The 25,143-nt window shown below is 71.6% G+C and carries 23 protein-coding genes; 10 read left to right on the forward strand and 13 right to left on the reverse strand.

What is annotated here, in order from left to right; translation table 11 throughout:
• Positions 1-315 precede the first annotated feature (315 nt).
• The 4 genes from ACIQM4_RS20380 to ACIQM4_RS20395 all read left to right on the forward strand — a co-directional run bounded on the left by ACIQM4_RS20380 (position 316) and on the right by ACIQM4_RS20395 (position 6,173).
• On the forward strand, positions 316-1,656 hold the full coding sequence (locus tag ACIQM4_RS20380) for a tannase/feruloyl esterase family alpha/beta hydrolase (protein WP_401594127.1): 1,341 nt from the start codon (positions 316-318) through the stop codon (positions 1,654-1,656).
• Positions 1,657-1,755: 99 nt separating this feature from the next.
• Complete coding sequence (locus tag ACIQM4_RS20385; RefSeq protein ID WP_401593293.1) at positions 1,756-2,529, forward strand: 3-hydroxybutyrate dehydrogenase; 774 nt, start codon at positions 1,756-1,758, stop codon at positions 2,527-2,529.
• A 99-nt stretch (positions 2,530-2,628) separates the two neighbouring features.
• Positions 2,629-4,014, forward strand: coding sequence for an MFS transporter (locus ACIQM4_RS20390; RefSeq protein ID WP_401593296.1), 1,386 nt, complete (start codon positions 2,629-2,631; stop codon positions 4,012-4,014).
• A gap of 209 nt (positions 4,015-4,223) precedes the next feature.
• The gene (locus ACIQM4_RS20395) at positions 4,224-6,173 is read left to right on the forward strand and encodes a helix-turn-helix domain-containing protein (RefSeq protein ID WP_401593299.1); all 1,950 of its coding nucleotides are present in this window, start codon (positions 4,224-4,226) and stop codon (positions 6,171-6,173) included.
• A 152-nt stretch (positions 6,174-6,325) separates the two neighbouring features.
• Here ACIQM4_RS20395 and fabI read toward each other — a convergent pair whose 3' ends face one another.
• Both fabI and fabG read right to left on the reverse strand, forming a co-directional pair.
• Positions 6,326-7,087 (reverse strand): enoyl-ACP reductase FabI, encoded by a 762-nt coding sequence (gene fabI / locus ACIQM4_RS20400; protein ID WP_401593302.1) that lies wholly within the window; start codon positions 7,085-7,087, stop codon positions 6,326-6,328.
• A gap of 5 nt (positions 7,088-7,092) precedes the next feature.
• A complete protein-coding gene (gene fabG, locus ACIQM4_RS20405; protein WP_401593305.1) occupies positions 7,093-7,809 on the reverse strand; it encodes a 3-oxoacyl-[acyl-carrier-protein] reductase in 717 nt (238 codons plus the stop codon).
• A 188-nt stretch (positions 7,810-7,997) separates the two neighbouring features.
• Between fabG and ACIQM4_RS20410 the strand changes: the two genes are divergently transcribed.
• From ACIQM4_RS20410 to tyrS, 3 genes are read left to right on the forward strand one after another with little or no spacing between them, the layout of a single operon-like run.
• Complete coding sequence (locus ACIQM4_RS20410) at positions 7,998-9,539, forward strand: TldD/PmbA family protein (protein ID WP_401593307.1); 1,542 nt, start codon at positions 7,998-8,000, stop codon at positions 9,537-9,539.
• The gene (locus ACIQM4_RS20415; protein WP_401593310.1) at positions 9,536-10,930 is read left to right on the forward strand and encodes a metallopeptidase TldD-related protein; all 1,395 of its coding nucleotides are present in this window, start codon (positions 9,536-9,538) and stop codon (positions 10,928-10,930) included. Before ACIQM4_RS20410 ends, ACIQM4_RS20415 begins: the two co-directional genes overlap by 4 nt.
• Positions 10,931-10,974: 44 nt before the next feature.
• Complete coding sequence (tyrS, locus tag ACIQM4_RS20420; protein WP_401593313.1) at positions 10,975-12,243, forward strand: tyrosine--tRNA ligase; 1,269 nt, start codon at positions 10,975-10,977, stop codon at positions 12,241-12,243.
• A gap of 85 nt (positions 12,244-12,328) precedes the next feature.
• Here tyrS and ACIQM4_RS20425 read toward each other — a convergent pair whose 3' ends face one another.
• On the reverse strand, positions 12,329-12,604 hold the full coding sequence (locus ACIQM4_RS20425) for a GlsB/YeaQ/YmgE family stress response membrane protein (RefSeq protein ID WP_401593316.1): 276 nt from the start codon (positions 12,602-12,604) through the stop codon (positions 12,329-12,331).
• Between the two features lie 213 nt (positions 12,605-12,817).
• Between ACIQM4_RS20425 and ACIQM4_RS20430 the strand changes: the two genes are divergently transcribed.
• Positions 12,818-13,183 carry a DUF3099 domain-containing protein gene (locus ACIQM4_RS20430; protein ID WP_401593319.1) on the forward strand — a complete coding sequence of 122 codons (366 nt, stop codon included), beginning with the start codon at positions 12,818-12,820 and terminating at the stop codon, positions 13,181-13,183.
• A 218-nt stretch (positions 13,184-13,401) separates the two neighbouring features.
• On the forward strand, positions 13,402-13,674 hold the full coding sequence (locus tag ACIQM4_RS20435; protein WP_401593322.1) for a hypothetical protein: 273 nt from the start codon (positions 13,402-13,404) through the stop codon (positions 13,672-13,674).
• On the opposite strand, the gene moaA is transcribed toward ACIQM4_RS20435, so the two are convergent.
• From moaA to ACIQM4_RS20450, 3 genes are all read right to left on the reverse strand, one after another.
• Complete coding sequence (gene moaA / locus ACIQM4_RS20440; protein ID WP_401593325.1) at positions 13,657-14,646, reverse strand: GTP 3',8-cyclase MoaA; 990 nt, start codon at positions 14,644-14,646, stop codon at positions 13,657-13,659. The two genes, ACIQM4_RS20435 and moaA, sit on opposite strands and share 18 nt — an antisense overlap.
• A 166-nt stretch (positions 14,647-14,812) precedes the next feature.
• Positions 14,813-16,477, reverse strand: coding sequence for a cation acetate symporter (locus tag ACIQM4_RS20445; RefSeq protein ID WP_401593327.1), 1,665 nt, complete (start codon positions 16,475-16,477; stop codon positions 14,813-14,815).
• A complete protein-coding gene (locus ACIQM4_RS20450) occupies positions 16,474-16,839 on the reverse strand; it encodes a DUF485 domain-containing protein (protein ID WP_401593329.1) in 366 nt (121 codons plus the stop codon). The genes ACIQM4_RS20445 and ACIQM4_RS20450 overlap by 4 nt, the downstream gene beginning before the upstream one ends.
• A gap of 256 nt (positions 16,840-17,095) precedes the next feature.
• On the opposite strand from ACIQM4_RS20450, the gene ACIQM4_RS20455 reads away from it, so the two are divergent.
• Positions 17,096-18,628, forward strand: coding sequence for a S8 family serine peptidase (locus ACIQM4_RS20455; RefSeq protein ID WP_401593332.1), 1,533 nt, complete (start codon positions 17,096-17,098; stop codon positions 18,626-18,628).
• A gap of 115 nt (positions 18,629-18,743) precedes the next feature.
• On the opposite strand, the gene ACIQM4_RS20460 is transcribed toward ACIQM4_RS20455, so the two are convergent.
• From ACIQM4_RS20460 to ACIQM4_RS20490, 7 genes are all read right to left on the reverse strand, one after another.
• Positions 18,744-19,787, reverse strand: coding sequence for a zinc-dependent alcohol dehydrogenase family protein (locus ACIQM4_RS20460; protein WP_401593335.1), 1,044 nt, complete (start codon positions 19,785-19,787; stop codon positions 18,744-18,746).
• 18 nt (positions 19,788-19,805) lie between these two features.
• Positions 19,806-20,489 (reverse strand): lysoplasmalogenase, encoded by a 684-nt coding sequence (locus ACIQM4_RS20465; protein ID WP_401593337.1) that lies wholly within the window; start codon positions 20,487-20,489, stop codon positions 19,806-19,808.
• 61 nt (positions 20,490-20,550) lie between these two features.
• A complete protein-coding gene (locus tag ACIQM4_RS20470; RefSeq protein WP_401593340.1) occupies positions 20,551-21,459 on the reverse strand; it encodes a sterol desaturase family protein in 909 nt (302 codons plus the stop codon).
• 70 nt (positions 21,460-21,529) lie between these two features.
• Positions 21,530-21,658, reverse strand: a complete 129-nt coding sequence (locus ACIQM4_RS20475; RefSeq protein ID WP_401593342.1) for a hypothetical protein — start codon at positions 21,656-21,658, stop codon at positions 21,530-21,532.
• 105 nt (positions 21,659-21,763) lie between these two features.
• Positions 21,764-22,477 (reverse strand): VIT family protein, encoded by a 714-nt coding sequence (locus ACIQM4_RS20480; protein WP_401593345.1) that lies wholly within the window; start codon positions 22,475-22,477, stop codon positions 21,764-21,766.
• Positions 22,478-22,502: 25 nt separating this feature from the next.
• Positions 22,503-23,708, reverse strand: a complete 1,206-nt coding sequence (locus ACIQM4_RS20485) for an amidohydrolase family protein (protein WP_401594130.1) — start codon at positions 23,706-23,708, stop codon at positions 22,503-22,505.
• A 149-nt stretch (positions 23,709-23,857) separates the two neighbouring features.
• Complete coding sequence (locus ACIQM4_RS20490) at positions 23,858-25,138, reverse strand: amidohydrolase family protein (protein WP_401593348.1); 1,281 nt, start codon at positions 25,136-25,138, stop codon at positions 23,858-23,860.
• Positions 25,139-25,143: the final 5 nt, after the last annotated feature.

Raw genomic sequence — 25,143 nt, forward strand, 5'->3', positions numbered from 1 at the left:
AGGCCGACAGGCCGACAGGCCGACAGGCCGACAGGCCGACAGGCCGACAGGCCGACAGGCCGACAGGCCGACAGGCCGACAGGCCGACAGGCCGACAGGCCGACAGCAGGACACACCTCCCCCGTCGCCACCTTCCGCCCCCTCGGCATGGTGCGCGCGCACATCCTCCTCGCGTACGCCGGTCGTCTAGCCTCCGCCCTGCCAACTCCTCCCTCCCCGAGCCCTCTTGGAGCCGTCGTGCATCCTCCGTCCCGCGCACGTACCCGGGTCCGTACCGTGACCGCCCTCTGCCTCGTACTCGCGGCGACCGTCGTCGTGCCCGCCTCCGTGGGGGTCGCCGACTCCCCCGGTCACTGTGATCGCGCCGCGCACCTGCGTACCCCCGGCGCCGAGCGGCAGACGACCGCCTGCCTCGGGGAGTTGACGACCGCGGGCACCGTCGGCTCCGGGCACACCGACCCCGCCGACTGGGCCGGGCTCACGCCCAAGGACCTCGTGGTGCCCTCCGGTGTGCCGGGCGTCCAGGTCGACGGCTACTTCCCCGACAGCTCCACCACCAACACCAACCACGGCTGGAACCACGACGCGCAGTTCGTGATCCGCCTGCCCGACCGCTGGAACGGCGGCCTCGTCGTGACGGGCACCCCGGCCAACCGGGAGCAGTACGCCAACGACCGTGCCATCGCCGACTGGGTGCTCGCCCGGGGTTACGCGTACGCCGCCACCGACAAGGGCAACACCGGCCTCACCTTCCACCGCGACGGCCGCCGCCCCGGTGACGCGATCGCCGAGTGGAACTCCCGCCTCACCCAGCTCACCCGCGCCGCCCGCACCGTCGTGACCCAGCGCTACCGCAGGCCCCCGGCCCGTACCCTCGTCACCGGCCTGTCCAACGGCGGCTATCTGGTCCGCTGGCAGTTGGAGAACCACCCCGAGCTGTACGACGGCGGCGTCGACTGGGAGGGCACCCTCTGGCGCCCCGAGGGCCCGAACCTCCTCACCTTCCTGCCGCCGGCCCTGCGCGAGTACCCGGTGTACGAGGCGGGCGGAGCGGACGCCCCGGCGGCGCGGGAGGCCATGCACCGCGCCGGCTACCCGGCCGGTTCGGAGTTCCTGTGGCCCTACCACCACAAGGTGTACTGGGACCTCACCCAGCGCATCTACCGCGAGGAACTCGATCCGGGCTTCGACGGAACCGCGACCGAGGCGGGCACGCCGTACTGCCTGCCGGGCAGCGGTCCTGGCTGCGACGCCGACTACGTGTACGAGGAACGGCCGCGCCAGGTGCGGGAGGCGGTGGGGCGGATCGGGCTCACCGGCAGGATCGGCAAGCCGCTGCTCACCCTGCACGGCGACCTGGACGTCCTGCTGCCCGCCAGCCGGAGCTCGGACGTGTACGCGCGGATGGTGCGCGCACAGGGCCGGGGTGCGTTGTTCCGCTACTACCGGATCGCGGACGGCACCCACGTCGACTCGCTGGTGGACACCTTCCCCGACCGGCTGCGACCGCTGCTGCCCTGCCACCGGTCGGCGTTCGGCGCACTGGAGAAGTGGCTGGCCTCGGGCGTGCGTCCGCCCGCGAGCGGGACGGTCGTCAGGCCCGCGGGACAGGACACCACCGCGTTGCGCGAGCACTGCGACCTGGGCCGGCGGTGAGCACATGGGCGCAGTGGGGCGAACGCCCATGGCGGGAGCGCTCATTGTGGTGTTCCGCCACATGGGAGCAGGCCGGACACCTCCCTACTGTTTCCGGCCATGACGAGTAACTCCGCAGCCCCGGCCCCGCCCTTCCTGCACGGCCGCGTCGCGATGGTGACCGGTGGCGGCAGCGGCATCGGCCGGGCCTGCGCCCTGGCCCTCGCCGGGGCCGGGGCCACCGTTCACGTGGTGGACCGGGACGCAGAGGGCGCCAAGTCCGTCGCGGGCGAGGCCGGCGGGCGGTCCCACGTGGCCGACCTGGCCGACCCGGACGCCGTCGCCTCCCTCCCCGCCGACGTGGACATCCTCATCAACAACGCCGGTCTCCAGCACATCGCCCCGCTCACCGAATTCCCGCCGGAGCGCTTCGAGTTGATTCAGCGGGTGATGGTGACTGCCCCGTTCCTGCTGCTGCGCCGCACTCTCCCGCACATGTACGCGCACCGGTGGGGCCGGGTGGTCAACGTCTCCAGCGTGCACGGGCTGCGCGCCAGCCCGTACAAGAGCGCCTACGTGGCGGCCAAGCACGCACTGGAGGGGCTGAGCAAGGTCGCCGCACTGGAGGGCGCCCCGCACGGAGTGACCAGCAACTGCGTCAGCCCCGGTTATGTGCGCACCCCCCTGGTGGAGGGCCAGGTCCGTGACCAGGCCGACGTACACGGCATCACCCCCGCACAGGTCCTCACCGACGTCCTGCTGGCCCGCTCGCCGGTGAAGCGGCTGCTGGAGCCGGAGGAGGTCGCGGCGGCGGTGCTCTGGCTGTGCGGTCCGCAGTCCGCGTCCGTCACCGGCATCTCCCTTCCTCTGGACGGCGGTTGGACCGCGGGCTGACACTCCCGCCACACGACACACCCTGTACGCCACACGCCGCACCCCGCACGCCAGACGCCAGTCCCTCCTCCCGCCCTCTCCCGGAACCGGTGACCCACCATGACCGACACCCCCACGCAGGCCGCGCCCCCACGCACCGGCATCGCCCGCGTCGTCGGCGCGAGCCTGATCGGCACGACCGTCGAGTGGTACGACTTCTTCCTCTACGGATCGGCCGCCGCACTCGTCTTCAACACGCTCTTCTTCCCGTCGAGCGACCCCCTGGTCGGCACCCTGCTCGCCTTCGTGACCTATGCGATCGGCTTCGCCGCCCGGCCGCTGGGCGGGGTGGTATTCGGGCACTTCGGCGACCGGGTCGGCCGCAAGAAGCTGCTGGTGCTGAGCCTGTTGATGATGGGCGGCGCGACGTTCGCCATGGGACTGCTGCCCACGTACGACTCGATCGGTGTGGGTGCGCCGATCCTGCTGACCCTGCTGCGGCTGATCCAGGGCTTCGCGCTGGGCGGCGAGTGGGGCGGGGCGGTGCTGATCGTCTCCGAGCACGGCGGCGACAGGCACCGCGGTTTCTGGGCCTCCTGGCCGCAGGCGGGCGCGCCCGGCGGAAACCTGCTGGCCACCGGTGTGCTGGCGCTGCTGGCCGCGGTCCAGTCGGAGGAGGCCTTCCTGTCCTGGGGCTGGCGGATCCCGTTCCTGCTGTCCGGCGTACTGGTGATCATCGGGCTGTGGATACGGGTCTCGGTCTCGGAGTCCCCGGTCTTCCTGGCCGCGCAGGCGAAGGCGCGGGCGGACGCGGAGCACGGGGTCAAGGAGCAGGCCCCGGTCGTCGAGGTGTTCCGGCGCAGTTGGCGCGAGGTCCTCACCGCCATCGGCACCCGCTTCGGCGAGAACGTCTCGTACTACCTGCTCACCTCCTTCCTCCTGGTGTACGTCACCGCCCACCTCGGCCTCCCCAAGAGCACCGCCCTGAACGCGGTCCTGATCGGCTCGGCCGTGCACTTCGTGACGATCCCGCTGTGGGGCGCGCTCTCGGACCGGATCGGGCGGCGGCCGGTGACACTGATCGGCTCGGCGGGCATGGCGGTGTGGGCGTTCGTCTTCTTCGCCCTGCTGGACGGGAAGTCGTTCGCGGTGATCACGCTGTCCGTGACGGCGGGGCTGCTGCTGCACGGGGCGATGTACGGGCCGCAGGCGGCGTTCATCTCGGAGATGTTCGACACGAAGGTGCGGTACTCGGGGGCGTCGATGGGCTCCCAGCTCGCGTCGATCGTTGCGGGAGCGCTGGCCCCGATCATCGCGGTGGAGCTCCTGAAGGACTTCGACACGACTCTGCCGCTGAGCCTGTACCTGGGCGGGGCGGCCCTGGTCACCACGGTGACGGTGTTCTTCGCCCGGGAGACGAGGGGCCGGGACCTGGCCCGCAACGAGTCGGCGCCGGCGCGCGCGGCCACGCCTGCCAAGGCCCGCACGACGGCCGACCGGATCTGATCCGCCTGCCCGGCCGGTCCGACCCCGGCCGGCCGCCCCCCGCCGGTCCGACCCCGGCCGGTCCGCCTGCTCACCGGTCCGCGCCCCGGTCTTCCGCGACCGGCCCGCCTGCCCACCGGTCCGCGCCCCGGTCTTCCGCGATCGCCCGGGGCGGGGCAGGCTGGGGCGCCTCACGATTCCCCTCCCGTACGGACGGACCGCCCGCCACCATGACCGACGTACCCGCCCCCGCCGCCGAGACGGCCACCGCGACCGCCTTGCGCGAGCTGCTCGACCTGCTCGCCGCCGGCGCCCCCGCCGAACAGCTCGCGGTCCCGGCCGCGCGGGCACGGGCGGTCGACCCCTCGGGCGCCGCCCGGCTGGCGGAGGCCACCGAGGCGGCCCTCGCGGTGCGGCGCACCCTGGACCAGCACCAGCGGCGCGAGGCCGAACTGGCGGCGCTTTTCGACACGGCGGGCGACCTGGCGGCGCTGCGCGGTCTGGACGCCGTGCTGCGCGCCATCGTCCGGCGGGCGCGCACCCTGCTGGGCGCCGACGTGGCGTACCTGACCCTCAACGACCCGGCGGAACAGGACACGTACATGCGGGTCACCGACGGTTCCGTGTCCGCGGCGTTCCAGCAGTTGCGGCTGCGGATGGGCGACGGGCTCGGCGGTCTGGTGGCGCAGACCGCGCGGCCCTACGCCAGCCGCGACTACCGCACCGACCACCGGTTCCGGCACACCGGCGCCATCGACAGCGGGGTGGGCGAGGAGGGGCTGCGGGGCATTCTGGGGGTGCCGCTGCGGCTCGGGGACCGGGTGATCGGGGTGCTGTACGCCGCCGACCGGGCGCCGCGCGACTTCACGCCGGATGCCATCGCGCTGCTCGGCTCGCTCGCCGACCACGCGGCGGTGGCCATCGACGGGGCCCGGCTGATGGAGGAGACCCGGGCCGCGCTCACCGGGCTTGAGGCGGCCAACGCCACCGCCCGCGCACACAGCGAGGCGTTGCGCCGCGCCTCGGACGCCCACGACCGGCTCACCGAACTCGTCCTGCGCGGGGGCGGGGTGGCCGACGTGGCGGCCGAGATCGCGGCGCTGCTCGCCGGTGGGCTGAGCGTGCACGACGCGGACGGCACCGAGCTGGCCCGGGTCGGCGAGGGTGAACCGGCGCCGCCCGCACGGGGGTTGGCCCTGTCACGGACGAGCGGCCGGGCGGTGTACGCGGAGCACCGGTGGACCTGCGCGGTGGTCGCAGGAACGGAACTCCTGGGCTGTCTGGTGCTCACGGGCCGGTCCGGCCCCGGGCCGGCGCAGCCGGGCAGGCCGGCGCTAGCCGACGCCGACCTGCGTCTCTTCGAGCGGGCCGCACTGGTCACCGCCCTGGTGCTGCTGCTGCGCCGGTCCGTGGCCGAGGCCGAGGACCGGGTACGGGGTGAACTGCTCGACGACCTGCTGAGCACGCCGGCCCGGCACCCTGGCGGCGGAAGTCTGGCGCTGCGGGCCGGACGGCTCGGCGTCGACCTGGCGAAACCGCACGCGGTGGCCGTGCTGGACTGCGCGCCGCGGCTGAGGGCCCGGCTGGCCACGGAGGCGGCCCGGAGGGCCAGGGCCCTGGGGGCGCTGGCCGGGACGCGGGACGGCCACGTCGTCCTGGTGGCTCCCGCGACCGCGGCCGGGGTGGCCCCGCTCGCCCACGACCTCGCCCACGACCTGGGCCGGGTCCTGAACGCCCCGGTCACCGTCGGCGCGGCGGGCCCCGCCGAGGGGCCCGCCGGACTCCCCCGCGCCCACGCCGAGTCGGTGCGCTGCCTGACCGCCCTGCACGCGCTCGGCCGCAGCGGGGAGGGGGCGGACGTCGTCGAGCTGGGATTCCTGGGCGTGCTGCTGGGCGACCGCGCGAACGTCGGCGGATACACGGCACGCGTACTGGGTCCCGTACTGGACTACGACGAGAAGCACGGCACCGAGCTGGTGCGGACCCTGGAGGCGTACTACGCGCACGGGGCCTCGCTGTCGCGGGCCAGAACCGAGCTCCACGTGCACGTGAACACGGTGACGCAACGCCTGGAGCGGGTGGCCCGGCTGCTCGGCCGCGACTGGAACGCCCCGGACCGCGCCCTGGAGATCCAACTGGCCCTGCGCCTGCACAGGCTGGGCGGCCCGGAGAGGCCCTAGGGGCGCGGGAACTGCGCGCGACACCGGCCACGACACCGGCCACGACGCACCCGCACGTCACTCACCGGACCTGGGCCACGCACGGCAAAAGGGCGGGCGGGGCGCCGGACCGCACCGCGGCCCCGCACCCCGCCCGCCCCGGAGGGCCCTGCTCAGGCGCCCATCATGTGCACGCCGCCGTCGACGTGGATGATCTCGCCCGTGGTCTTCGGGAAGAAGTCCGACAGCAGGGCGACGACTCCCTTGCCCGCCGGCTCCGGGTCGCCCATGTCCCAGTTCAGCGGGGAGCGGGTGTTCCAGATGTCCGCGAGCTCGGTGAAGCCCGGGATGGACTTGGCGGCCATCGAGCCGAGCGGACCCGCCGAGATCAGGTTGCAGCGGATGTCCTCCTTGCCCAGGTCGCGGGCGAGGTAGCGGCTGGTGGCTTCGAGCGCCGCCTTGGCCGGGCCCATCCAGTCGTACTTCGGCCAGGCGAACTGCGCGTCGAAGGTGAGGCCCACGACCGAGGCACCGTCGGTGAACAGCGGGCGGCAGGCCAGCGTGAGCGACTTCAGCGAGTACGCGGAGACGTGCATCGCCGTCGCCACGTCGTCGAAGGTGGCTTCGAGGAAGTTGAAGGCGCCGGGCGGGGCGAAGCCGATGGAGTGGACGACGCCGTCCAGGCTGCCGAGCTCCTCGCGGACGAGGCCTTCGAGGCGGTCCAGGTGCTCCTGGTTGGTCACGTCCAGCTCGATGACCTTCGCCGGCTTCGGCAGCTTCTTGGCGATGCGCTCGGTCAGCGTCGGGCGGGGCCAGGCGGTCAGGATGACGTTGGCACCCTGCTCCTGCGCCACCTTGGCCGCGTGAAAGGCGATGGAGGACTCCATCAGGACACCCGTGACGAGGATGTTCTTGCCTTCGAGGATTCCACTCATGGCGATCAGTGACCCATGCCCAATCCGCCGTCAACGGGGATGACGGCTCCAGTGATGTACGACGCGTCGTCGGAGGCGAGGAACTTCACCGTGGCGGCGATCTCCTCCGGCTGCGCGTATCGGCCGAGCGGCACCTGGGCGACGATGCCCTTGCGCTGTTCTTCGTTGAGCACCTGGGTCATGTCGGTGTCGACGAACCCGGGTGCCACGACGTTGAAGGTGATGTTCCGCGAACCCAGCTCGCGGGCGAGCGAGCGGGCGAAACCGACCAGACCGGCCTTCGAGGCGGCGTAGTTCGCCTGCCCGGCGGAGCCCAGCAGGCCGACCACCGAGGAGATCAGCACGACCCGGCCCTTCTTGGCGCGCAGCATGCCGCGGTTGGCACGCTTGACGACCCGGAAGGTGCCGGTCAGGTTGGTGTCGAGGACGGACGTGAAGTCCTCCTCGGACATCCGCATCAGGAGCTGGTCCTTGGTGACGCCGGCGTTGGCCACCAGCACCTCCACCGGACCGTGCTTCTCCTCGATCTCCTTGTAGGCCTGCTCCACCTGCTCGGTGTCGGTGATGTCGCACTTGACGGCGAGGAAGCCCGCCTTTTCGAGGTCCGACGGATCACCCGAGCGGTACGTGATCGCGACCCTGTCGCCGTGGTCGGCGAAGGCGCGGGCGATGGCGAGGCCGATGCCCCGGTTTCCTCCGGTGACGAGAACCGAGCGGCTCAACGGATCACCCTTTCGAATAGCGGTCTGGTCCTGATCGAAACTATCGGTATCAGGGCCCGTACGGAGAATCGGGGCCTGACAGCGCCACCTACCGGCCACTGTCGGGTCCCTACAGAAAAGGGACTGGGCACGAGGACCCCGGACACGACATGATCGGGGCGACCTCGTCTCGACGACAGGAGACATCCGTGCCGCAGTCCCCCCGTCCCCCTCATCCGGTCGACCCGTCCTTCACCGCGCTCCCGCTGCGCGCCCTCGCCGACGCCGCTCTCGCCCGCGCCCGTGCGCTGGGCGCCGATCACGCAGACTTCCGGTTCGAGCGGGTGCGCAGCGCCTCCTGGCGGCTGCGGGACGCCAGACCGTCCGGGTCGTCGGACTCCACCGACCTCGGCTACGCGGTACGGGTGGTGCACGGCGGGGCCTGGGGGTTCGCGTCCGGGGTGGATCTCTCCATGGACGCCGCCGCCCGCGTCGCCGGGCAGGCCGTCGCGATGGCCAAGCTGTCGGCCAAGGTGATCAAGGCCGCCGGGTCCGACGAGCGGGTGGAGCTCGCGGACGAGCCCGTGCACGAGGACCGCACCTGGGTCTCCTCGTACGAGATCAACCCCTTCGACGTGCCGGGCCAGGAGAAGTCGGAGCTGCTCGCGGAGTGGAGCGCGCGGCTGCTGCGCGCGGACGGTGTGACGCACGTCGACGCCTCGCTGCTGACCGTGCAGGAGAACAAGTTCTACGCCGACACGGCGGGGACGGTGACCACGCAGCAGCGGGTGCGGCTGCACCCGCAGCTGACCGCGGTCGCCGTCGACGGGGACTCCGGCGAGTTCGACTCGATGCGCACGATCGCGCCGCCGGCCGGCCGTGGCTGGGAGTACCTGACGGGCACGGGCTGGGACTGGGACTCCGAGCTGGCGGAGATTCCGGGGTTGCTGGCCGAGAAGATGCGGGCCCCGAGCGTCACGGCGGGGAGCTACGACCTGGTCGTCGACCCGTCGAACCTGTGGCTGACGATTCATGAGTCGATCGGGCACGCCACCGAGCTGGACCGGGCGCTGGGCTACGAGGCCGCGTACGCGGGCACCTCCTTCGCGACCTTCGACCAGCTGGGCAAGCTGGCGTACGGCTCGCAGGTGATGAACGTGACCGGTGACCGCACCGTCGAGCACGGCCTCGCGACGATCGGTTACGACGACGAGGGCGTGGCCGGGCAGTCCTGGGACCTGGTGAAGGACGGCACCCTGGTCGGGTACCAGACCGACCGCAGGATCGCCAGGCTGACCGGCCTCGGCCGCTCCAACGGGTGCGCGTACGCCGACTCCCCCGGGCACGTGCCGGTGCAGCGGATGGCGAACGTGTCGTTGCAGCCGGATCCGGGCGGGCTGTCCACGGAGGACCTGATCGGGGGTGTGGAGCGCGGGATCTACGTGGTCGGCGACCGGTCGTGGTCGATCGACATGCAGCGCTTCAACTTCCAGTTCACCGGGCAGCGCTTCTTCCGCATCGAGAACGGGCGGCTGGCCGGTCAGCTGCGGGACGTCGCGTACCAGGCGACCACCACCGACTTCTGGGGGTCGATGGAGAAGGTCGGCGGCCCGCAGACGTATGTGCTCGGGGGCGCCTTCAACTGTGGGAAGGCGCAGCCCGGACAGGTCGCGGCCGTCTCGCACGGCTGCCCTTCCGCCCTCTTCCGGGGCGTCAACATCTTGAACACCACGCAGGAGGCCGGGCGATGAGCCGCGCGAGCAGCAAGCCGTACGAGATCGTCGAGCGGGCGCTGGAGCTGTCCACCGCCGACGGGTGCGTCGTGATCGCCGACGAGCAGTCGTCCGCGAACCTGCGGTGGGCGGGGAACGCGCTGACGACCAACGGGGTCACCCGGGGGCGCACCCTCACCGTGATCGCGACCGTTGACGGGGCCGAGGGCACCGCCACCGGCGTCGTGTCCCGCTCGGCCGTCACCGCCGACGAGCTGGAGCCGCTGGTACGGGCCGCCGAGGCGGCGGCGCGGGCGGCGGGCCCGGCCGAGGACACGCAACCGCTGGTCACGGGCGTCCCGCAGGCGCCGGAGTTCCGCGAAGCGCCGGCCGAGACCTCGTCGGCGGTCTTCGACGCGTTCGCCCCCTCGCTCGGGGAGGCCTTCGCCCGCGCGCGGGCCGGCGGACGGGAGCTGTACGGCTTCGCCAACCACGAGATGACCTCCAGCTACCTCGGTACGTCCACCGGACTGCGGCTGCGGCACGACCAGCCGAACGGCACCCTGGAGCTCAACGCCAAGTCCCCCGACCGTGCGAGATCGGCCTGGGCCGGGCGCTCCACCCGCGACTTCAAGGACGTCGACCCGGCGGCCATGGACGAGGAGCTGGCGAAGCGGCTGGGCTGGGCCGAGCGGCGCGTCGACCTGCCGGCGGGGCGCTACGAGACGCTGCTGCCGCCGAGCGCGGTCGCCGATCTGCTGGTGTACCAGCTGTGGTCGTCGGGGGCGCGGGACGCGGTGGAGGGCCGCACGGTGTTCTCCCGGCCCGGTGGCTCGACCCGGCTCGGGGACACGCTGTCCGCGCTTCCGCTGACGCTGCGCAGCGACCCGGCGGAGCCCGGTCTTGAGTCCGCGCCCTTCGTGCTGGCGCACGCCTCGGGAGGGGACACCTCGGTCTTCGACAACGGGCTGCCGCTGGCCCCGACGGACTGGATCAGGGAAGGGAGGCTGGAGCGGCTGATCACCACCCGTCACACCGCCGCCCTGACCGGGCTGCCGGTGGCCCCTGACATCGACAACCTGGTCCTGGACGCGGGCGGCACGAAGACGCTCGACGAGATGGTGGCGGACACCGGGCGCGGGCTGCTGCTGACCTGTCTCTGGTACATCCGCGAGGTCGATCCGGCGACCCTACTGCTGACCGGTCTGACGCGGGACGGGGTGTACCTGGTCGAGGACGGCGAGGTGGTGGGCGAGGTGAACAACTTCCGGTTCAACGAGTCCCCGGTGGACCTGCTGTCGCGGGCCACCGAGGCGGGTGTGACGGAGAAGACGCTGCCCCGGGAGTGGGGCGACTGGTTCACCCGGGCCGCGATGCCCGCGCTGCGGGTGCCGGATTTCAATATGAGTTCTGTCAGCCGGGGCGTATAACCTCGGTCAGCACACCCCCGTACACCTGAGGAGATACGAGAATCGTGACGGACATCGTCGACGAGCTGAAGTGGCGCGGGCTGTTCGCCCAGTCCACCGACGAAGACGCACTGCGCAAGGCGCTCGCGGACGGCCCCGTCACGTTCTATTGCGGCTTCGACCCGACCGCGGCCAGCCTGCACGTCGGGCACCTGGTGCAGGTGCTCACGATGCGCCGGCTCCAGCAGGCGGGGCTGCGCCCGCTGGCCCTGGTGGGCGGGGCGACCGGGCAGATCGGTGACCCGCGGCCGACCGCGGAGCGCACGCTGAACGACGTCGCGACCATCGAGCTGTGGGTGGCGCGGCTGCGGGCGCAGATCGAGCCGTTCCTCGACTTCGACGGTGACAACCCGGCGACCATGGTGAACAACCTGGACTGGACGGGCGGCCTGTCGGCGATCGAGTTCCTGCGGGACATCGGCAAGCACTTCCGGGTCAACAAGATGCTCACCAAGGACTCGGTCGCCCGCCGGCTGGAGTCCGAGCAGGGCATCAGCTACACGGAGTTCAGCTACCAGCTGCTCCAGGGCATGGACTTCCTGGAGCTCTACCGCAGGTACGGCTGTGTCCTCCAGCAGGGCGGCAGCGACCAGTGGGGCAACCTCACCGCCGGTCTCGACCTGATCCACCGGGTCGAGCCGGACGCGGTCGTGCACGCGCTGGCGACGCCGTTGATGACGAAGGCGGACGGCACCAAGTTCGGCAAGACCGAGGGCGGCGCGGTCTGGCTGGACCCGGAGATGACCACTCCGTACGCGTTCTACCAGTTCTGGCTGAACGTGGACGACCGGGACGTCTCGACCTACCTGCGGATTCTCAGTTTCCGGTCGCGGTCGGAGCTGGAGGAGCTGGCGCAGCAGACGGCGGAGCGTCCGCAGGCCCGTGCCGCACAGCGTGCGCTGGCCGAGGAGCTGACGACACTGGTGCACGGCGCGGACCAGTGCGCCGCGGTCATCGCCGCCTCGAAGGCCCTCTTCGGCCAGGGTGAGCTCGCCGAGCTCGACGGGCCGACGCTGCAGGCGGCCCTCTCCGAGCTGCCGCACGCCCGGGTGGAGAGCCTCGGCCAGGTGGTGGACCTGCTGATCGCGGCGGGCCTGGCCCCCAGCAAGGGTGGCGCACGGCGCACCATCAAGGAGGGCGGTGCGTACGTGAACAACGCCAAGGTCACCGCCGAGGACGCCGAGGTCACCGCCGACCAGCTGCTGCACGGCCGCTGGCTGGTGCTGCGCAAGGGCAAGAAGAACCTGGCGGCGGTCGAGGTCGCCGCGGGCTGACCCGGGCCCGTGACCGTACGGGAACGACCGTGGCCGGGGGCCCGCGACGAGCGCGGGCCCCCGGCCACAGCCGTGCCGGACAGGGTCAGGCGCGTCGTCTGTTGCCCCGTACCGCCGTGTAGAGCGCGTCGCCCACTCCGACGATCACCACCGCGGCGATCAGCTGGAGGATGTGCCGGCCCCAGTCGATGCCCTTGGTCTCGTTGATGCCGAACAGCGTCGCCAGCCAGTTGCCCAGCACGGCTCCGATGATGCCAAGGATCACCGTCAGCCAGAGCGGGACCTGCTGCTTGCCCGGGATGATCGCCTTGGCGATCAAGCCGAGCACCAGCCCGACGATGATTGCCCACAACCAACTCATGTCGCCTCCTCGTACCGGCGCGGATGTGCGCTGTGATCAAGTCTCGGGGGATCGCCCGTACGGCGCATGTCGGACACCGCCATACGCGGTAGGCCGGTCCGGATGCGCCCGGACGCCGCCGCCCCCGCATCGACTCCTGTCGGATGGCGGGCGTACGGTGGACGGGTCCGGACCGGGGAGCGTCCGGCAGGGAAATCGGGTGGTGGAATCGTGATGCGGAAGCTGCGCGGGGCCGAGGTCGTCCGGATCACCGGGGCACGGCAGTCACTCGCGGACGACGTGCGGGGCAGACAGCGCCGGTACATCATCTCCATGTCGATCAGGACGGTGGCGGTCATCCTCGCCGCGCTGCTGTGGAACGTGGAGCGTCCCGTGGCCATCGTGGCCCTGGCGCTCGGCGTGCTGCTGCCGTACGTCTCGGTGGTGATCGCGAACGGCGGCCGGGAGGGCGCCAAGCCGCTGCCGACGGCCTTCGTGCCCGCGCCGGTGCGCCCCGCGATCGGCCCGCCGCTGGAGGGCACCGTGATGGACCCGGAGCCCGCCGAGCCGGTGAACGACCCCCGGGGGCGGACCTCTTAGGCTCCGCCGAAGCTCAGGAAAAGCTCAGATCAATCATGAGGTTCCGGTGCACCGCACCCCGTACCCCGTGACATACTTCGTAGGCGCTCCGCATCCCCCGTCGGAGCGACGGACCGACGCCGGGCAGCTCCCCCCGTGGCTGCTCGGCGTCGCCTTTTTCCGCGGGCATCCGGCCCGGGTTCGGGGTGACCGCACAGCCGCTTGAGGATGTACGACTCGTGAGTGACGAAGCACCTATCTGTTCCGCCAAGGGCTGCCGCGCGGACGCCGTCCGGGTGCTCGCCTGGAACAACCCGAAGCTGCACACGCCGGAGCGCCGCAAGACGTGGCTGGCGTGCGAAGAGCACCGTGAGCACCTGTCGCACTTCCTCGGCCTTCGCGGGTTCCTGAAGGAGGACGTGGCGCTCGCCGAGTGGGACGCGCGCCAGGAGCCGCAGGACCCGTCAGCCGCCCGTCAGGAGCCGCAGGGCCCGTCAGCCGCCGATCGCTGACATCGGGCGGTCCGGCTGGAGGAACGTCGGGTCGTCGAGGCCCGAGCCCGCCTTCTTGCCCCACATGGCGACCTTCCAGAGCTCCGCGATGTCCTGGTCGGACGCGTCGGAGCGCAGGGCGGCCCGCAGGTCGGACTCCTCGCGGGCGAACAGACAGGTGCGGACCTGACCGTCGGCGGTGAGCCGGGTCCGGTCGCAGGCGCCGCAGAACGGACGGGTGACCGAGGCGATCACACCGACCCGGTGCGGACCGCCGTCCACCACCCAGCGCTCGGCGGGCGCGGAGCCGCGCTCGCGCTCGCCCTCCTCGGTGAGGGTGAAGCGGGTCCGCAGCGACTCCAGGATGTCACCGGCGGTGATCATGCCGTCGCGCTTCCAGCCGTGCTGGGCGTCGAGCGGCATCTGCTCGATGAAACGGAGCTCGTAGTCGTTGGCCACGGCCCAGGCGAGCAGGTCGGGGGCCTCGTCGTCGTTGAGCCCCGGCATCAGCACGGCGTTGACCTTGACCGGGGTGAGTCCCGCTTCCCGGGCCGCGGCCATGCCGTCCAGGACGTCCTGGTGCCGGTCGCGGCGGGTGAGGGTCTTGAAGACGTCGGGGCGCAGCGTGTCCAGCGAGACGTTGACCCGGTCGAGGCCGGCCGTCTTGAGGGCGGCGGCGGTGCGCTTGAGGCCGATGCCGTTGGTGGTGAGGGACATCCTGGGGCGGGGCTCCAGGGCGGCGCAGCGCTCGACGATCCCGACCAGGCCTGGGCGGAGCAGCGGTTCGCCGCCGGTGAAGCGGACCTCGGTGATGCCCAGGTCGGTGACGGCGATGCGGATCAGGCGGACGATCTCGTCGTCGGAGAGGAGTTCCTGCTTGCCGAGCCACTGGAGGCCCTCCTCGGGCATGCAGTAGGTGCAGCGCAGATTGCACTTGTCCGTGAGCGAGACGCGCAGGTCGGTGGCGACCCGACCGTAGGTGTCGATGAGCACTTTGGGCCCCCTCCCCGATGGATGGCTGTTGCTTTCGACACTACGCGACGGGACTGACAACAGCCGGGGCCGATTGCCACGAGTCACGGCAGGGCCGCGTCGTAGGACTCTACGACGCGGCCCTGCCGGCTCGCACGGGCGGGAAAACCGCTGGTGTGCGCCGGTGTCAGTGTGCGCCGGTGCCGGTGAGGGACTTGACCTCCAGCTCGGCGTACTTGCCCTTGTCCGGCTCCTCCTTGGAGAGGATCGAGCCGAGCCAGCCGAGCAGGAAGCCCAGCGGGATGGAGATGAGGCCCGGGTTCTCCAGCGGGAACCAGGCGAAGTCGACGCCCTTGAACATGGAGGTCGGCTTGGAGGAGACGACCGGGGAGAAGATCACCAGGAACACCGCGGTGAAGAGGCCGCCGTAGATCGACCACAGCGCGCCCTGGGTGGTGAAGCGCTTCCAGAAGAGGCTGTAGAGGATCGTCGGCAGGTTGGCGGACGCGGCGACCGCGAACGCCAGGGCGACCAGCCCCGCGACGTTGAGGTCGCGGGCGAGGGCGCCCAGCGCGATGGAGACGATGCCGATGAGGACGGTGGCCCAGCGGGCCGCCCGCATCTCCTCCTTCTCGGTCGCCTTGCCGCGCCGGATGACGTTCGCGTAGATGTCGTGCGCGAACGAGGACGACGAGGCGAGGGTCAGGCCCGCGACGACCGCGAGGATCGTGGCGAAGGCGACCGCCGAGATGACGGCGAGGAGGATCGCGCCGCCGGTGGAGCCCGCGCCGCCGCCGATTTCGAGCGCGGCGAGCGGGGCCGCGGTGTTGCCCGCCTTGTTGGAGGCGGTGATGTCGCCCGGCTTGAGGAGCGCGGCGGCGCCGAAGCCCAGCACGATCGTCATCAGGTAGAAGGCGCCGATGATGCCGATCGCCCAGTTCACGGACTTACGGGCGGCCTGTGCGGTGGGCACGGTGTAGAAGCGGATCAGGATGTGCGGCAGTCCCGCGGTGCCCAGGACGAGCGCGATGCCGAGCGAGAGGAAGTCCAGCTTGGACATCGCGCTGACGCCGTACTTCAGGCCCGGTTCCAGGAAGCCTTCCTTGCCGCTGTTGGTGGCGGCGGCGCCGAGCAGGTCGGAGACGTTGAAGTTGAACTTCAGCAGGATCAGGAAGGTGATGAGCAGGGTGCCCGCGATCAGCAGGACCGCCTTGACCATCTGCACCCAGGTGGTGCCCTTCATGCCGCCGATGGTGACGTACACGATCATCAGGACGCCGACCAGGGCGACGATGGCGACCTTGCCGCCGTCGCTGGTGATGCCGAGCAGCAGCGACACCAGGACGCCCGCCCCGGCCATCTGCGCGAGCAGGTAGAAGATCGACACCACGATGGTGGAGGTGCCCGCCGCGGTACGCACCGGGCGTTGTCTCATGCGGTACGCGAGGACGTCGCCCATGGTGTAGCGGCCGGAGTTGCGCAGCGGTTCCGCGACGAGCAGCAGGGCGACCAGCCACGCCACCAGGAAGCCGATGGAGTAGAGGAAGCCGTCGTAGCCGAAGAGGGCGATGGAACCCGCGATGCCGAGGAAGGACGCGGCGGACATGTAGTCGCCGGAGATCGCCAGACCGTTCTGGAAACCGGTGAACTGGCGGCCGCCCGCGTAGAAGTCGGAGGCGCTCTTGGTCTGCTTGCCGGCCCAGACGGTGATGACGAGGGTCGCGACGACGAACACCCCGAAGAGGGTGATGATCAGACCGCGGTGCTCGCTCGCGCCTTCACCTGCGGCGAGCTGCCAGGCGGGGTCCGACAGCAGTCCGGCGCCCGGCCGGCTCAGGTCGAGGGTGCTCATTCTCCGGCCTCCAGGCGGGACTTGATCGCTGCGGCCTTGGGGTCGAGCTTGGTCGCCGCGTGCCGCGAGTAGAACCAGGCGATGAGGAAGGTCGTCAGGAACTGGCCGAGGCCGAAGACGAGTGCGACGTTGATGTTGCCGAACAGCTTCGTCCCCATGAAGCCGCCCGCGTAGTTCGACATCAGTACGTACAGCAGGTACCAGGCGATGAAGGCGATGGTCAGGGGGAAGGCGAAGGAGCGGTGGGCACGGCGCAGGTCGCCGAATTCCGCGCTCTGCTGCACCTCGACGAACTGCTCCGTCGTGGGCCCGGCGGGGCCGGTGTCCGGGCCGCCCTTGGGCGGCGGTGCATCGGTAGCCACGGATTCTCCTCGGGACGCGGGTGCGATGGGGTGGGTCAAGGGGTCCTCACTGGGACGGGGGCGGATGGTGCTTGCGTCCCCCTGACAACGGCACGGCCCGCGTGGCGACTCGGTTCAACGGCCGGGTTTTCTTTTCCGGACACATTGTCCGAAGTCATTGATACGACCGCTTGATCAGCGATAGCTTCGCTGGTCATGTACCCGCCCAACCGCGTCCCGGCGGTGGGGCGTTCGGCACGGATGATGTGGAGAACCCATGGCTCATCTGGGAAACAGACGGTCGCGCGCGCTGGCGATCCCCGTCGGTCTGGCACTGACGGCCTCGCTCGGCTTCCTGCCGATGACCTCGGCGACCGCGGCACCTCTTGAGGACGCTCCGGTGGCGGCACCCGCCGCCGACGGTCCGAAGCTGTCGTACGTGGTGAACGTCGACGGCGGCGGCTCGACCGCCAACGCGGTCAAGAAGGCGATAGCCAAGGCCGGCGGCACCATCGTCATCTCGTACGACAAGATTGGCGTCATCGTCGTCACCTCCCAGAACCCGGAGTTCGGGACGCAGATACGCAAGGTGCGCGGCGTGGCCTCGGCCGGCGCCACCCGCACCGCACCGATCCAGGCGGCGGCGACCACCGAGGAGGGCGCCACCCAGCGGCTCTCCGCGAGCGAGGCGCAGGCCGCGGCGAAGCAGGCGTCGGCCGCCGAGGACCCGCTGGAGCCGCTGCTCTGGGCGCTCCCGGCGATCCGTGCCGACAAGGCGCACCAGAAGACGCTGGGCAGCAAGAAGGTCAACGTCACGGTCATCGACACGGGCGTCGACGACACCCACCCCGACCTGGCGCCGAACTTCGACGCCGCGGGTTCGGCGAGCTGCATGGGCGGCAAGCCGGACAGCTCCGCGGGTGTGTGGCGGCCGAAGACCGGCGAGTCCGACCACGGCACGCACGTGGCGGGCACCATAGCCGCGGCGAAGAACGGCGTCGGCGTCACCGGCGTCGCGCCGAACGTCCGCGTCTCGGGCATCAAGGTCGCGGACGCGACGGGCTTCTTCTACACCGAGGCCGTCGTCTGCGCGTTCGTGTACGCGGCCGAGCACGGCGCCGACGTCACGAACAACAGCTATTACACCGACCCGTGGATGTTCAACTGCAAGGACGACCCGGATCAGAACGCCCTGATCGAGGCCACCGACCGGGCCCACAGGTACGCCTGGAAGAAGGGCACGATCTCGGTCGCGTCGGCGGGCAACTCGAACTACGACCTCGACGCCAAGGAGATCGTCGACACGACGAGCCCCAACGACTCCACCCCGGGCACCCGCACCGTGGACCCGAAGAAGTGCCTCGACATCCCGATGCAGCTGGACGACGTGGTGACGGTCTCGGCGACCGGCGCCAAGAACCTCAAGTCGTCGTACTCCAGCTACGGCAAGGGAGTTGTCGACGTGGCGGCGCCCGGCGGCGACAGCACCGCCTACCAGGAGCCCGAGGGCCCCGCCGTCAACGGCGCGATCCTCTCCACCCTCCCGGGCGGCGGCTACGGCTACAAGAACGGCACCTCGATGGCGTCCCCGCACGTGTCGGGTGTCCTCGCGCTGCTGAAGTCGACGCATCCGAACGCCACTCCGGCCCAGCTTGAGCGGATGCTGACGTCGCAGGCGGAGAGCACCGCGTGCGGCGCGCCGTACGACATCAACAAGGACGGCAAGATCGACGCGGTCTGCAAGGGCGGCGTGAACGACAACGGCTTCTACGGGGCCGGGATCATCGACGCGCTCCGCGCCGTGCGATAGGCCTCCCCACAGGGCGCGGGGAACCGCGCGGGTGTCGGCCGGCCGCGGGCGCTTCCGCGGCCGGCCGCGTGCTTCCCCGCGCCCCGGCCGGCGAGGGCCCCGTACGCCCGGGGCGTCACGGCTTGACGAGGACCTTCAGGGCGGTGCGGTCGTCCATGGCCCGGTACCCGTCGGCGACCTCGTCGAGGCCGACGGTGAGGTCGAACACCGGGGACGGGTCGATGGTGCCGTCCAGGACGTCGGTGAGGAGTTCCGGGAGGTAGGTGCGGACCGGGGCCACTCCCCCGCGCAGCGCGATGTTCCTGCCGAACATGGCGCCCAGGTCGAGCCCGGTGGCGCTGCCGTGCGGCACTCCGACATAGCCGACGGCGCCGCCGTCGCGGGTCACGGCGACGGCGGTGCGCATGGACTGCTCGGTGCCCACCGCCTCGATCACGCAGTGCGCGCCCTGGCCCGCGGTCAGTTCCCGCACGGCGGCCACCGCTTCGTCGCCCCGGGAGGCGACCACGTCCGTGGCGCCGAAGGTACGGGCGATGTCGGTACGGGAGCGGTGCCGGCCCAGGGCGATGATCCGGTCGGCGCCGAGCCTCTTGGCGGCCAGTACGCCGCACAGTCCCACCGCCCCGTCACCGACGACCGCGACGGTCAGGCCGGGCCGTACCCCGGCCCCCACGGCCGCGTGGTGGCCGGTGCCCATGACGTCCGAGAGGGAGAGCAGCGCGGTCAGCAGCCGTTCGTCGGACGCCGCGTCGGCGGGCAGCGGCACCAGGGTGGCATCGGCGAAGGGGACGCGCACCGCTTCGCCCTGGCCGCCGTCCGAGCCGACCGAGCCCCAGAAGCCGCCCTGCGGGCAGGAGGTCGTCAGCCCCTCGGCGCAGTAGTCGCACGTCCCGTCGGACCAGACGAACGGGGCGACGACGAGGTCTCCCGCCCTGAACGCCCGTACCTCCGCACCGGCTTCCTCGACCACACCCAGGAACTCGTGTCCGATGCGCTGGCCCGGGGTGCGGGCCGACTCCCCGCGGTACGCCCACAGGTCGCTGCCGCAGATGCAGGCACGGAGCACCCGTACGACCACGTCGGTGGGCTGCTGGAGGACGGGGTCGGCTACTTCTTCGACCCGGATGTCGTGCGGGGCACGGATGACGGTGGCGCGCATGGAGGCCGTCCTTGCTGGTCAGAGGGGCGTTCGCCGCTCACCGTACGCCGGGGGGACGGACGCTGCCCGGCGGGCCCCGGCGGCGGGCCCCGCCGCGCCGAGCACTCCGAGGGCCAGCAGGCACTGCGCCGCCGCGTAGGTGGCCATCACCCAGAAGTCCGCCGCCGGCGGCTGCGGCCAGTGGGCGACGCCGGTCGCGATGAGGGTGTCGGACAGCAGGAACAGGGCGCCTCCGACGCCCGCCCGCACCCCGAGGCCGCCGGCCCGAAACGCCATAACGGTGAGCAGCAGGCTGTACCCGGCGACCGGGACGCGCAGGTCCGCGGGCAGGTCGGGCCAGAGCAGGGCGAGCACGGCGGTCAGTACGAGGGCGTACGCGGCCCCGAGCGGGCGGCGCAACGGCGCGCCCCTGAAGAGGATGAGGTAGCAGAGGTGGCCGACGGCGAAGGAGCCCATGCCCAGCAGGAACGCGGGCTCCGCGTCGAAGAGGAGGGCGACGTCGCCGCCCCAGCCGAGGAGCAGCGCCGCGATCAGCAGGCGCGGCCCGCCGCGTACGGCGACGTACCCGGCGAGCAGCGGCATCAGCAGTGGTTTGGCGGCCCGGTGCACGCCCGGGAGGCCGGCGAGGAGCCCGGCGAGGTCGACGGCGCAGGCGAGGAGAAAGGCGGCGAGCAGCACCGCGGCGAGCTTCCTACGGCTCACGCGGCGGGCTCCGGCGGCTGCACGGCTCCGGGCAGCACCTGCCTCCCGCGGCTCACGCGGCTCACGCGGCGGGCTCCGGCTGCTGCGCGGCTGCGGGGGCGGCCGCCGGTCCCGGGGTCGCGGCTTCTGTTTGTGGGGGTGTGCCCGGCTGCCAGCCAGGTCCGCCGAAGACGCGGCCCGCCCGCTCCCGCCAGGTCCGCGCGGCCCGTACGTCGCGGGCGATGGCGGCGTACTCGTGGGTGGCGACGCGCAGCGGGTTGAAGGTCTCGATGTTCTTGGTCAGCCCGTAGACGGGGCGGTCGTCCTCGCCAACGAAGGAGCCGAAGATCCGGTCCCAGACGATCAGGATGCCGCCGAAGTTGCGGTCCAGGTAGCCGCCCTGCGAGGCGTGGTGGACCCGGTGATGCGAGGGCGTGTTGAGCACGTACTCGAAGGGCCGGGGCAGCTTGCCGACCCGCTCGGTGTGCACCCAGAACTGGTAGACCAGGTTCGCCGACGAGCAGAAGGCGAGCGCCGCCGGATGCACCCCGCAGGCGATCAGCGGCAGGTAGAACGGCCAGACGGTGAGCGTCGTCCAGGGCTGGCGCAGGGCGGTCGTGAAGTTGAACTTCCGGCTGGAGTGGTGGACCACGTGGCAGGCCCACAGGATGCGTACGACGTGGTGGCCGCGGTGCGACCAGTAGTAGAAGAAGTCCTGCGCGAGCAGCATCAGCGGGATCGTCCACCACAGGACGGGGATGCGTGCGGGCGTCAGTTCGTACACCGCGGTGTAGACCGCGAGGATGGGTATCTTCCAGAGGAAGTCGAAACCGATGCTGCCGAGCCCCATGGTGATGCTGGTGGCGGCGTCCTTGGTCTCGTATCCCTCGGCGTCGTCGTCGGGATGCAGGCGGTAGCTGACGAGTTCGACCACGGTGAGCAGGACGAAGGCGGGTATCGACCACAGCACGACATCGGGCAGGTTCGGCATGTCCGCACGATAGAGCGACCAACGGGGTCCCGGCCAGGGGTTGTTACCCACAAGTATGTAAGAAGTTCCGTCAGGAGTGCGGACGGTCCGTGCGCCGGTTCTCGTGCTGGGCCGGTGAGGTGACCAGGGCCGGCAGCCGCTTGTCGATGTCGCCCGGGCCTACGAGCTCGGCGAGTGTCTGCCACGGTGACCGGTTCACGCCCGCCACGGAATCGTGCGAACCGCACTCGTGCGCCCCCGGCCAACCGTGCGAACCGCACTCGCGCACCCCCGGCACGGAACCGCACTCGTGCGCCCCCGGCCGCTACCCGCCCGCCGTGCCCAGCAAGTGGCCCACGAGGTAGGTCACCCCCATTGCGAGGGCGCCGCCCGCCATGGTCCGCAGCACCGCGGGCCCGGCCGGCGCCGCTCCCAGCCGGGCGCTCCCCCAGCCGGTGCAGGCCAGCGCCACCAGGACGGAGACCACCGTCACCGGCAGCCGCCAGGACTGCGGCGGCAGGGTGATCGCGAGCAGCGGCAGCAGGGCCCCCACGGTGAAGGCGACGAAACTGGCCCGGGCGGCGTGCCAGGGGTTGGCGAGCCGGTCCGGGTCGATGCCCAGTTCCACACTGGCGTGCGCGCGCAGGGCGTCGCGCTCGGTCAGCTGCCGTGCGGCCTCCCCCGCCACGTCCGGGGTGAGGCCGCTGCGCACCAGGAGCTGGGTGAGCTCGGTGAGTTCCGCCGCGGGCTGTTCGCGCAGCTCCCACTTCTCCAGCTCCACGGCCGCCTTCTCCGAGTCGCGCTGCGTCGACACCGAGACGTACTCACCGGCCGCCATCGACAGGGAGCCCGCGAGGAGTCCGGCGAGGCCCGCGGTGACGAGCGCGGTACGGGACCCGGTGGCCCCGGCCACGCCGACGACCAGGCCGGCCGTGGAGACGATGCCGTCGTTCGCGCCGAGGACCCCGGCCCGCAGCCAGTTCAGGCGGGAGCCGAGGTCCTTGTGGTGCGGTTCGAAGACATCCGTTTCGTCTGTCATGCCGCGGACGATGCCACCCGGTGGCTCACCAGACGCGTACCGACCCGCCCGGCGCGAAGGCGGGACTCGTCGCGTCCGCCGGTACCTCCTGCAGCGGTCGCGCGATCTCCTCGACGGTGGGCCCCGCCTTCGCGGCGACCGCGCCGAGTGCCTCCAGGTCGAACCCGTACACCCGGGCGGCGTTGCCTCCGACCATCGCGGCGACCTCGTCCCGGGGCAGCCCCGCGTAGGCGATGCGCAGGCCCTCCCGCGAGTACGGGGCGGTGCCCTCGTCGTGCGGGTAGTCGCTGCCCCACATGATCTTGTCGAGGCCGATCCGGTGGCGCAGCGGCACCTCGTGGGGACGCATGAAGCTGGCCCCGACGTAGCAGTTGTCCCGCCACACCTGGCTGGGGGCGGCTCCCATCGAGGCCGCGAGCCCGGCACCGAACTTCGATTCCGCGGTGGCCGCCCTCGTCGCCGCCGCGACGAGCCGCGAGTGGTAGTAGTCCAGCATCTCGACGATGCCGGGGATCCATCCGGAGCCCTGCTCGGTGAGGACCAGCTTCAGCCCGGGGTGCCGCTTGAAGGCGCCCCCGAAGATGAGGTGCCACAGTGCCCGGTGCGAGAACCACGTCGTCTCGACCATGAAGACGGCGCGGGCGGCCGGTTCGTCGCCGAGCGGCGGGGAGGCGGACCCGCCGTGGTGGTTGACCGGGACCTCCAGTTCCTCGCAGACGGCCCAGATCGGGTCGTAGCAGGCGGAGTGGAGCTCGGGAATGCCGGATCCCGGCGGGGCGCCGGGCAGCAGCACCCCGCCGGTCAGGCCCGCATCCTTGCTGCGGCGTATCTCCCGCACCGCCTCGCCGACGTCGTTGAGGAGGATCTGCGCGACTCCCGCCCGGCGGCCCGGCGCGTCGGCGCAGAAGTCGGCGAGCCACCTGTTGTGCGCCCGCAGACCGGCCCAGCGCCGGTCGTACTCCGCGGCGGTGGGCGCGGGCGCCATCAGGGAGGCGGTGGGGAAGAAGGGCGGGATGGTGTTGGGGAAGACGACCTCGGCGACGATGCCGTCCGCCTCCAGCTCGGCGAGGCGGCGGGCGGAGTTCCAGTTGCGGTCGGCGGTGTCGGCGAGCAGGTCCTCGTAGGGGTTGGTGTAGGTGGCCGCCCAGGCGTCGAAGTCGGCGTGGTGCTTCTTCTCCAGGTACGGCCGGTAGTCGAGGAGGTCGGCGCCGGCGTGGCAGTCGGCGGAGATGACGGTGTACCGCTCGTCGGAGTTGTCGTTGTCCGCGGGAGCGCCGGCGGAGTTCCGGTCGGGGGGAGCGTCGGCGGAGTTCCGGTCGGCGTGAGCGTCGGCGGAGTTCCGGTCGGTGTGAGCGCCGGCGGAGTTCCGGTCGGGGGCGTTCACTCGGCGCCCACCTGCGGGAAGTCGTGCCCGGTGAGCCAGTGGCGTCCCACCTCGCGGGAGCGTGCCCAGGACTGCTCGACAGCGGTCTGCTCCCGGGGCTGTCCCAGGTCGTCCGGCGTCGGCCCGATCCTCCGTGCCAGTGGCGCGAGCTTCGCGGTGTCGAAGCCGAAGACGTCCGCCGCGGCCAGGCCGAGCATGCGACGGGTCTCGGTCACCGGGATGTCGTGGAAGGTGTTCCGCAGCCATTCGCGGGTCTTGGGCCAGGTGCCCTCGGGGTGCGGGAAGTCGCTGCCCCACAGGATGTTGTCGACGCCGATCTCGTAGCGCTGGGCGAGTTCACGGCGCTTGGTGTTGGTGGCGCAGATGAACACCTGCCGGTCCAGGTATTCGCTCGGCGGTCGCTTCAGCTCCTCGAACGGGGAGAGCTTCTTCCCGCCGTGCGCCCCCAGGTACAGCCGGTCCATGAACCACAGCTGGTTGGGCAGCCACCAGCAACCGGACTCCGCCACCCCGAACTTGAGACCCGGGTGCCGCTCGAAGACCCCCGACCAGAGCAGGAACCACAGCGGACGGGCCGGCCACCAGGTCACCTCGCTCACGTAGATGCCGAGGTGGTCGCCGTACTCGTGGCGGGGGGCCGCGCCCGAGTGGGTGACGATCGGCATGCCCGTCTCGGCGGCCGCCGCCCACACCGGGTCGTAACGCCGGTCGTGGTAGGGGGCCTTGTCCACCCACATCGAGGGGATCATCAGGGCGCCGAGGCCTGATTCCTTGGCCCGGTGCACCTCGGCGACGACCTTGCCGACCTCCGCGGTGACGGGCAGGAGGGCGACGCCGCAGTGCCGCTCGGGGTTCTCGCCGACGAACTCGGCGAGCCACCGGTTGTGCGCCTGCGCGCCCGCCATGCCGAGCGCCGGGTCCTGGTCGCCGGAGAGCCCGAGGCCGACGCCGAAGGGCGCGGCCGTCTGGCTGTCGACGGCGTCGGCGTCCGGGAAGACCACCTCGGCCGCCACCCCGTCGCCGTCCAGTTCCTTGAGCCGCTGCGCGCTGTCCCAGCCGCCGCGCAGCCCCTCCTCGTTGTCCTGGAACCACTTGGTGGCGAACGCCTCGTTACGGACGCCGAGCCGGGTCATCTCCTCGCGGCGGGCGTCGCGCTGCCCGAGGAAGTCGTCGAAGGCACCGTGGAAGGCGCTCTCCAGGTAGGGCCGGTACTGCTCGGTGGGCAGACCGGCGTGACAGTCGGAGGAAATGATCAGATACGGATCCTGTTCGGTCACTTCGC

Source organism: Streptomyces sp. NPDC091272 (assembly GCF_044757485.1).
Lineage (GTDB): Bacteria > Actinomycetota > Actinomycetes > Streptomycetales > Streptomycetaceae > Streptomyces.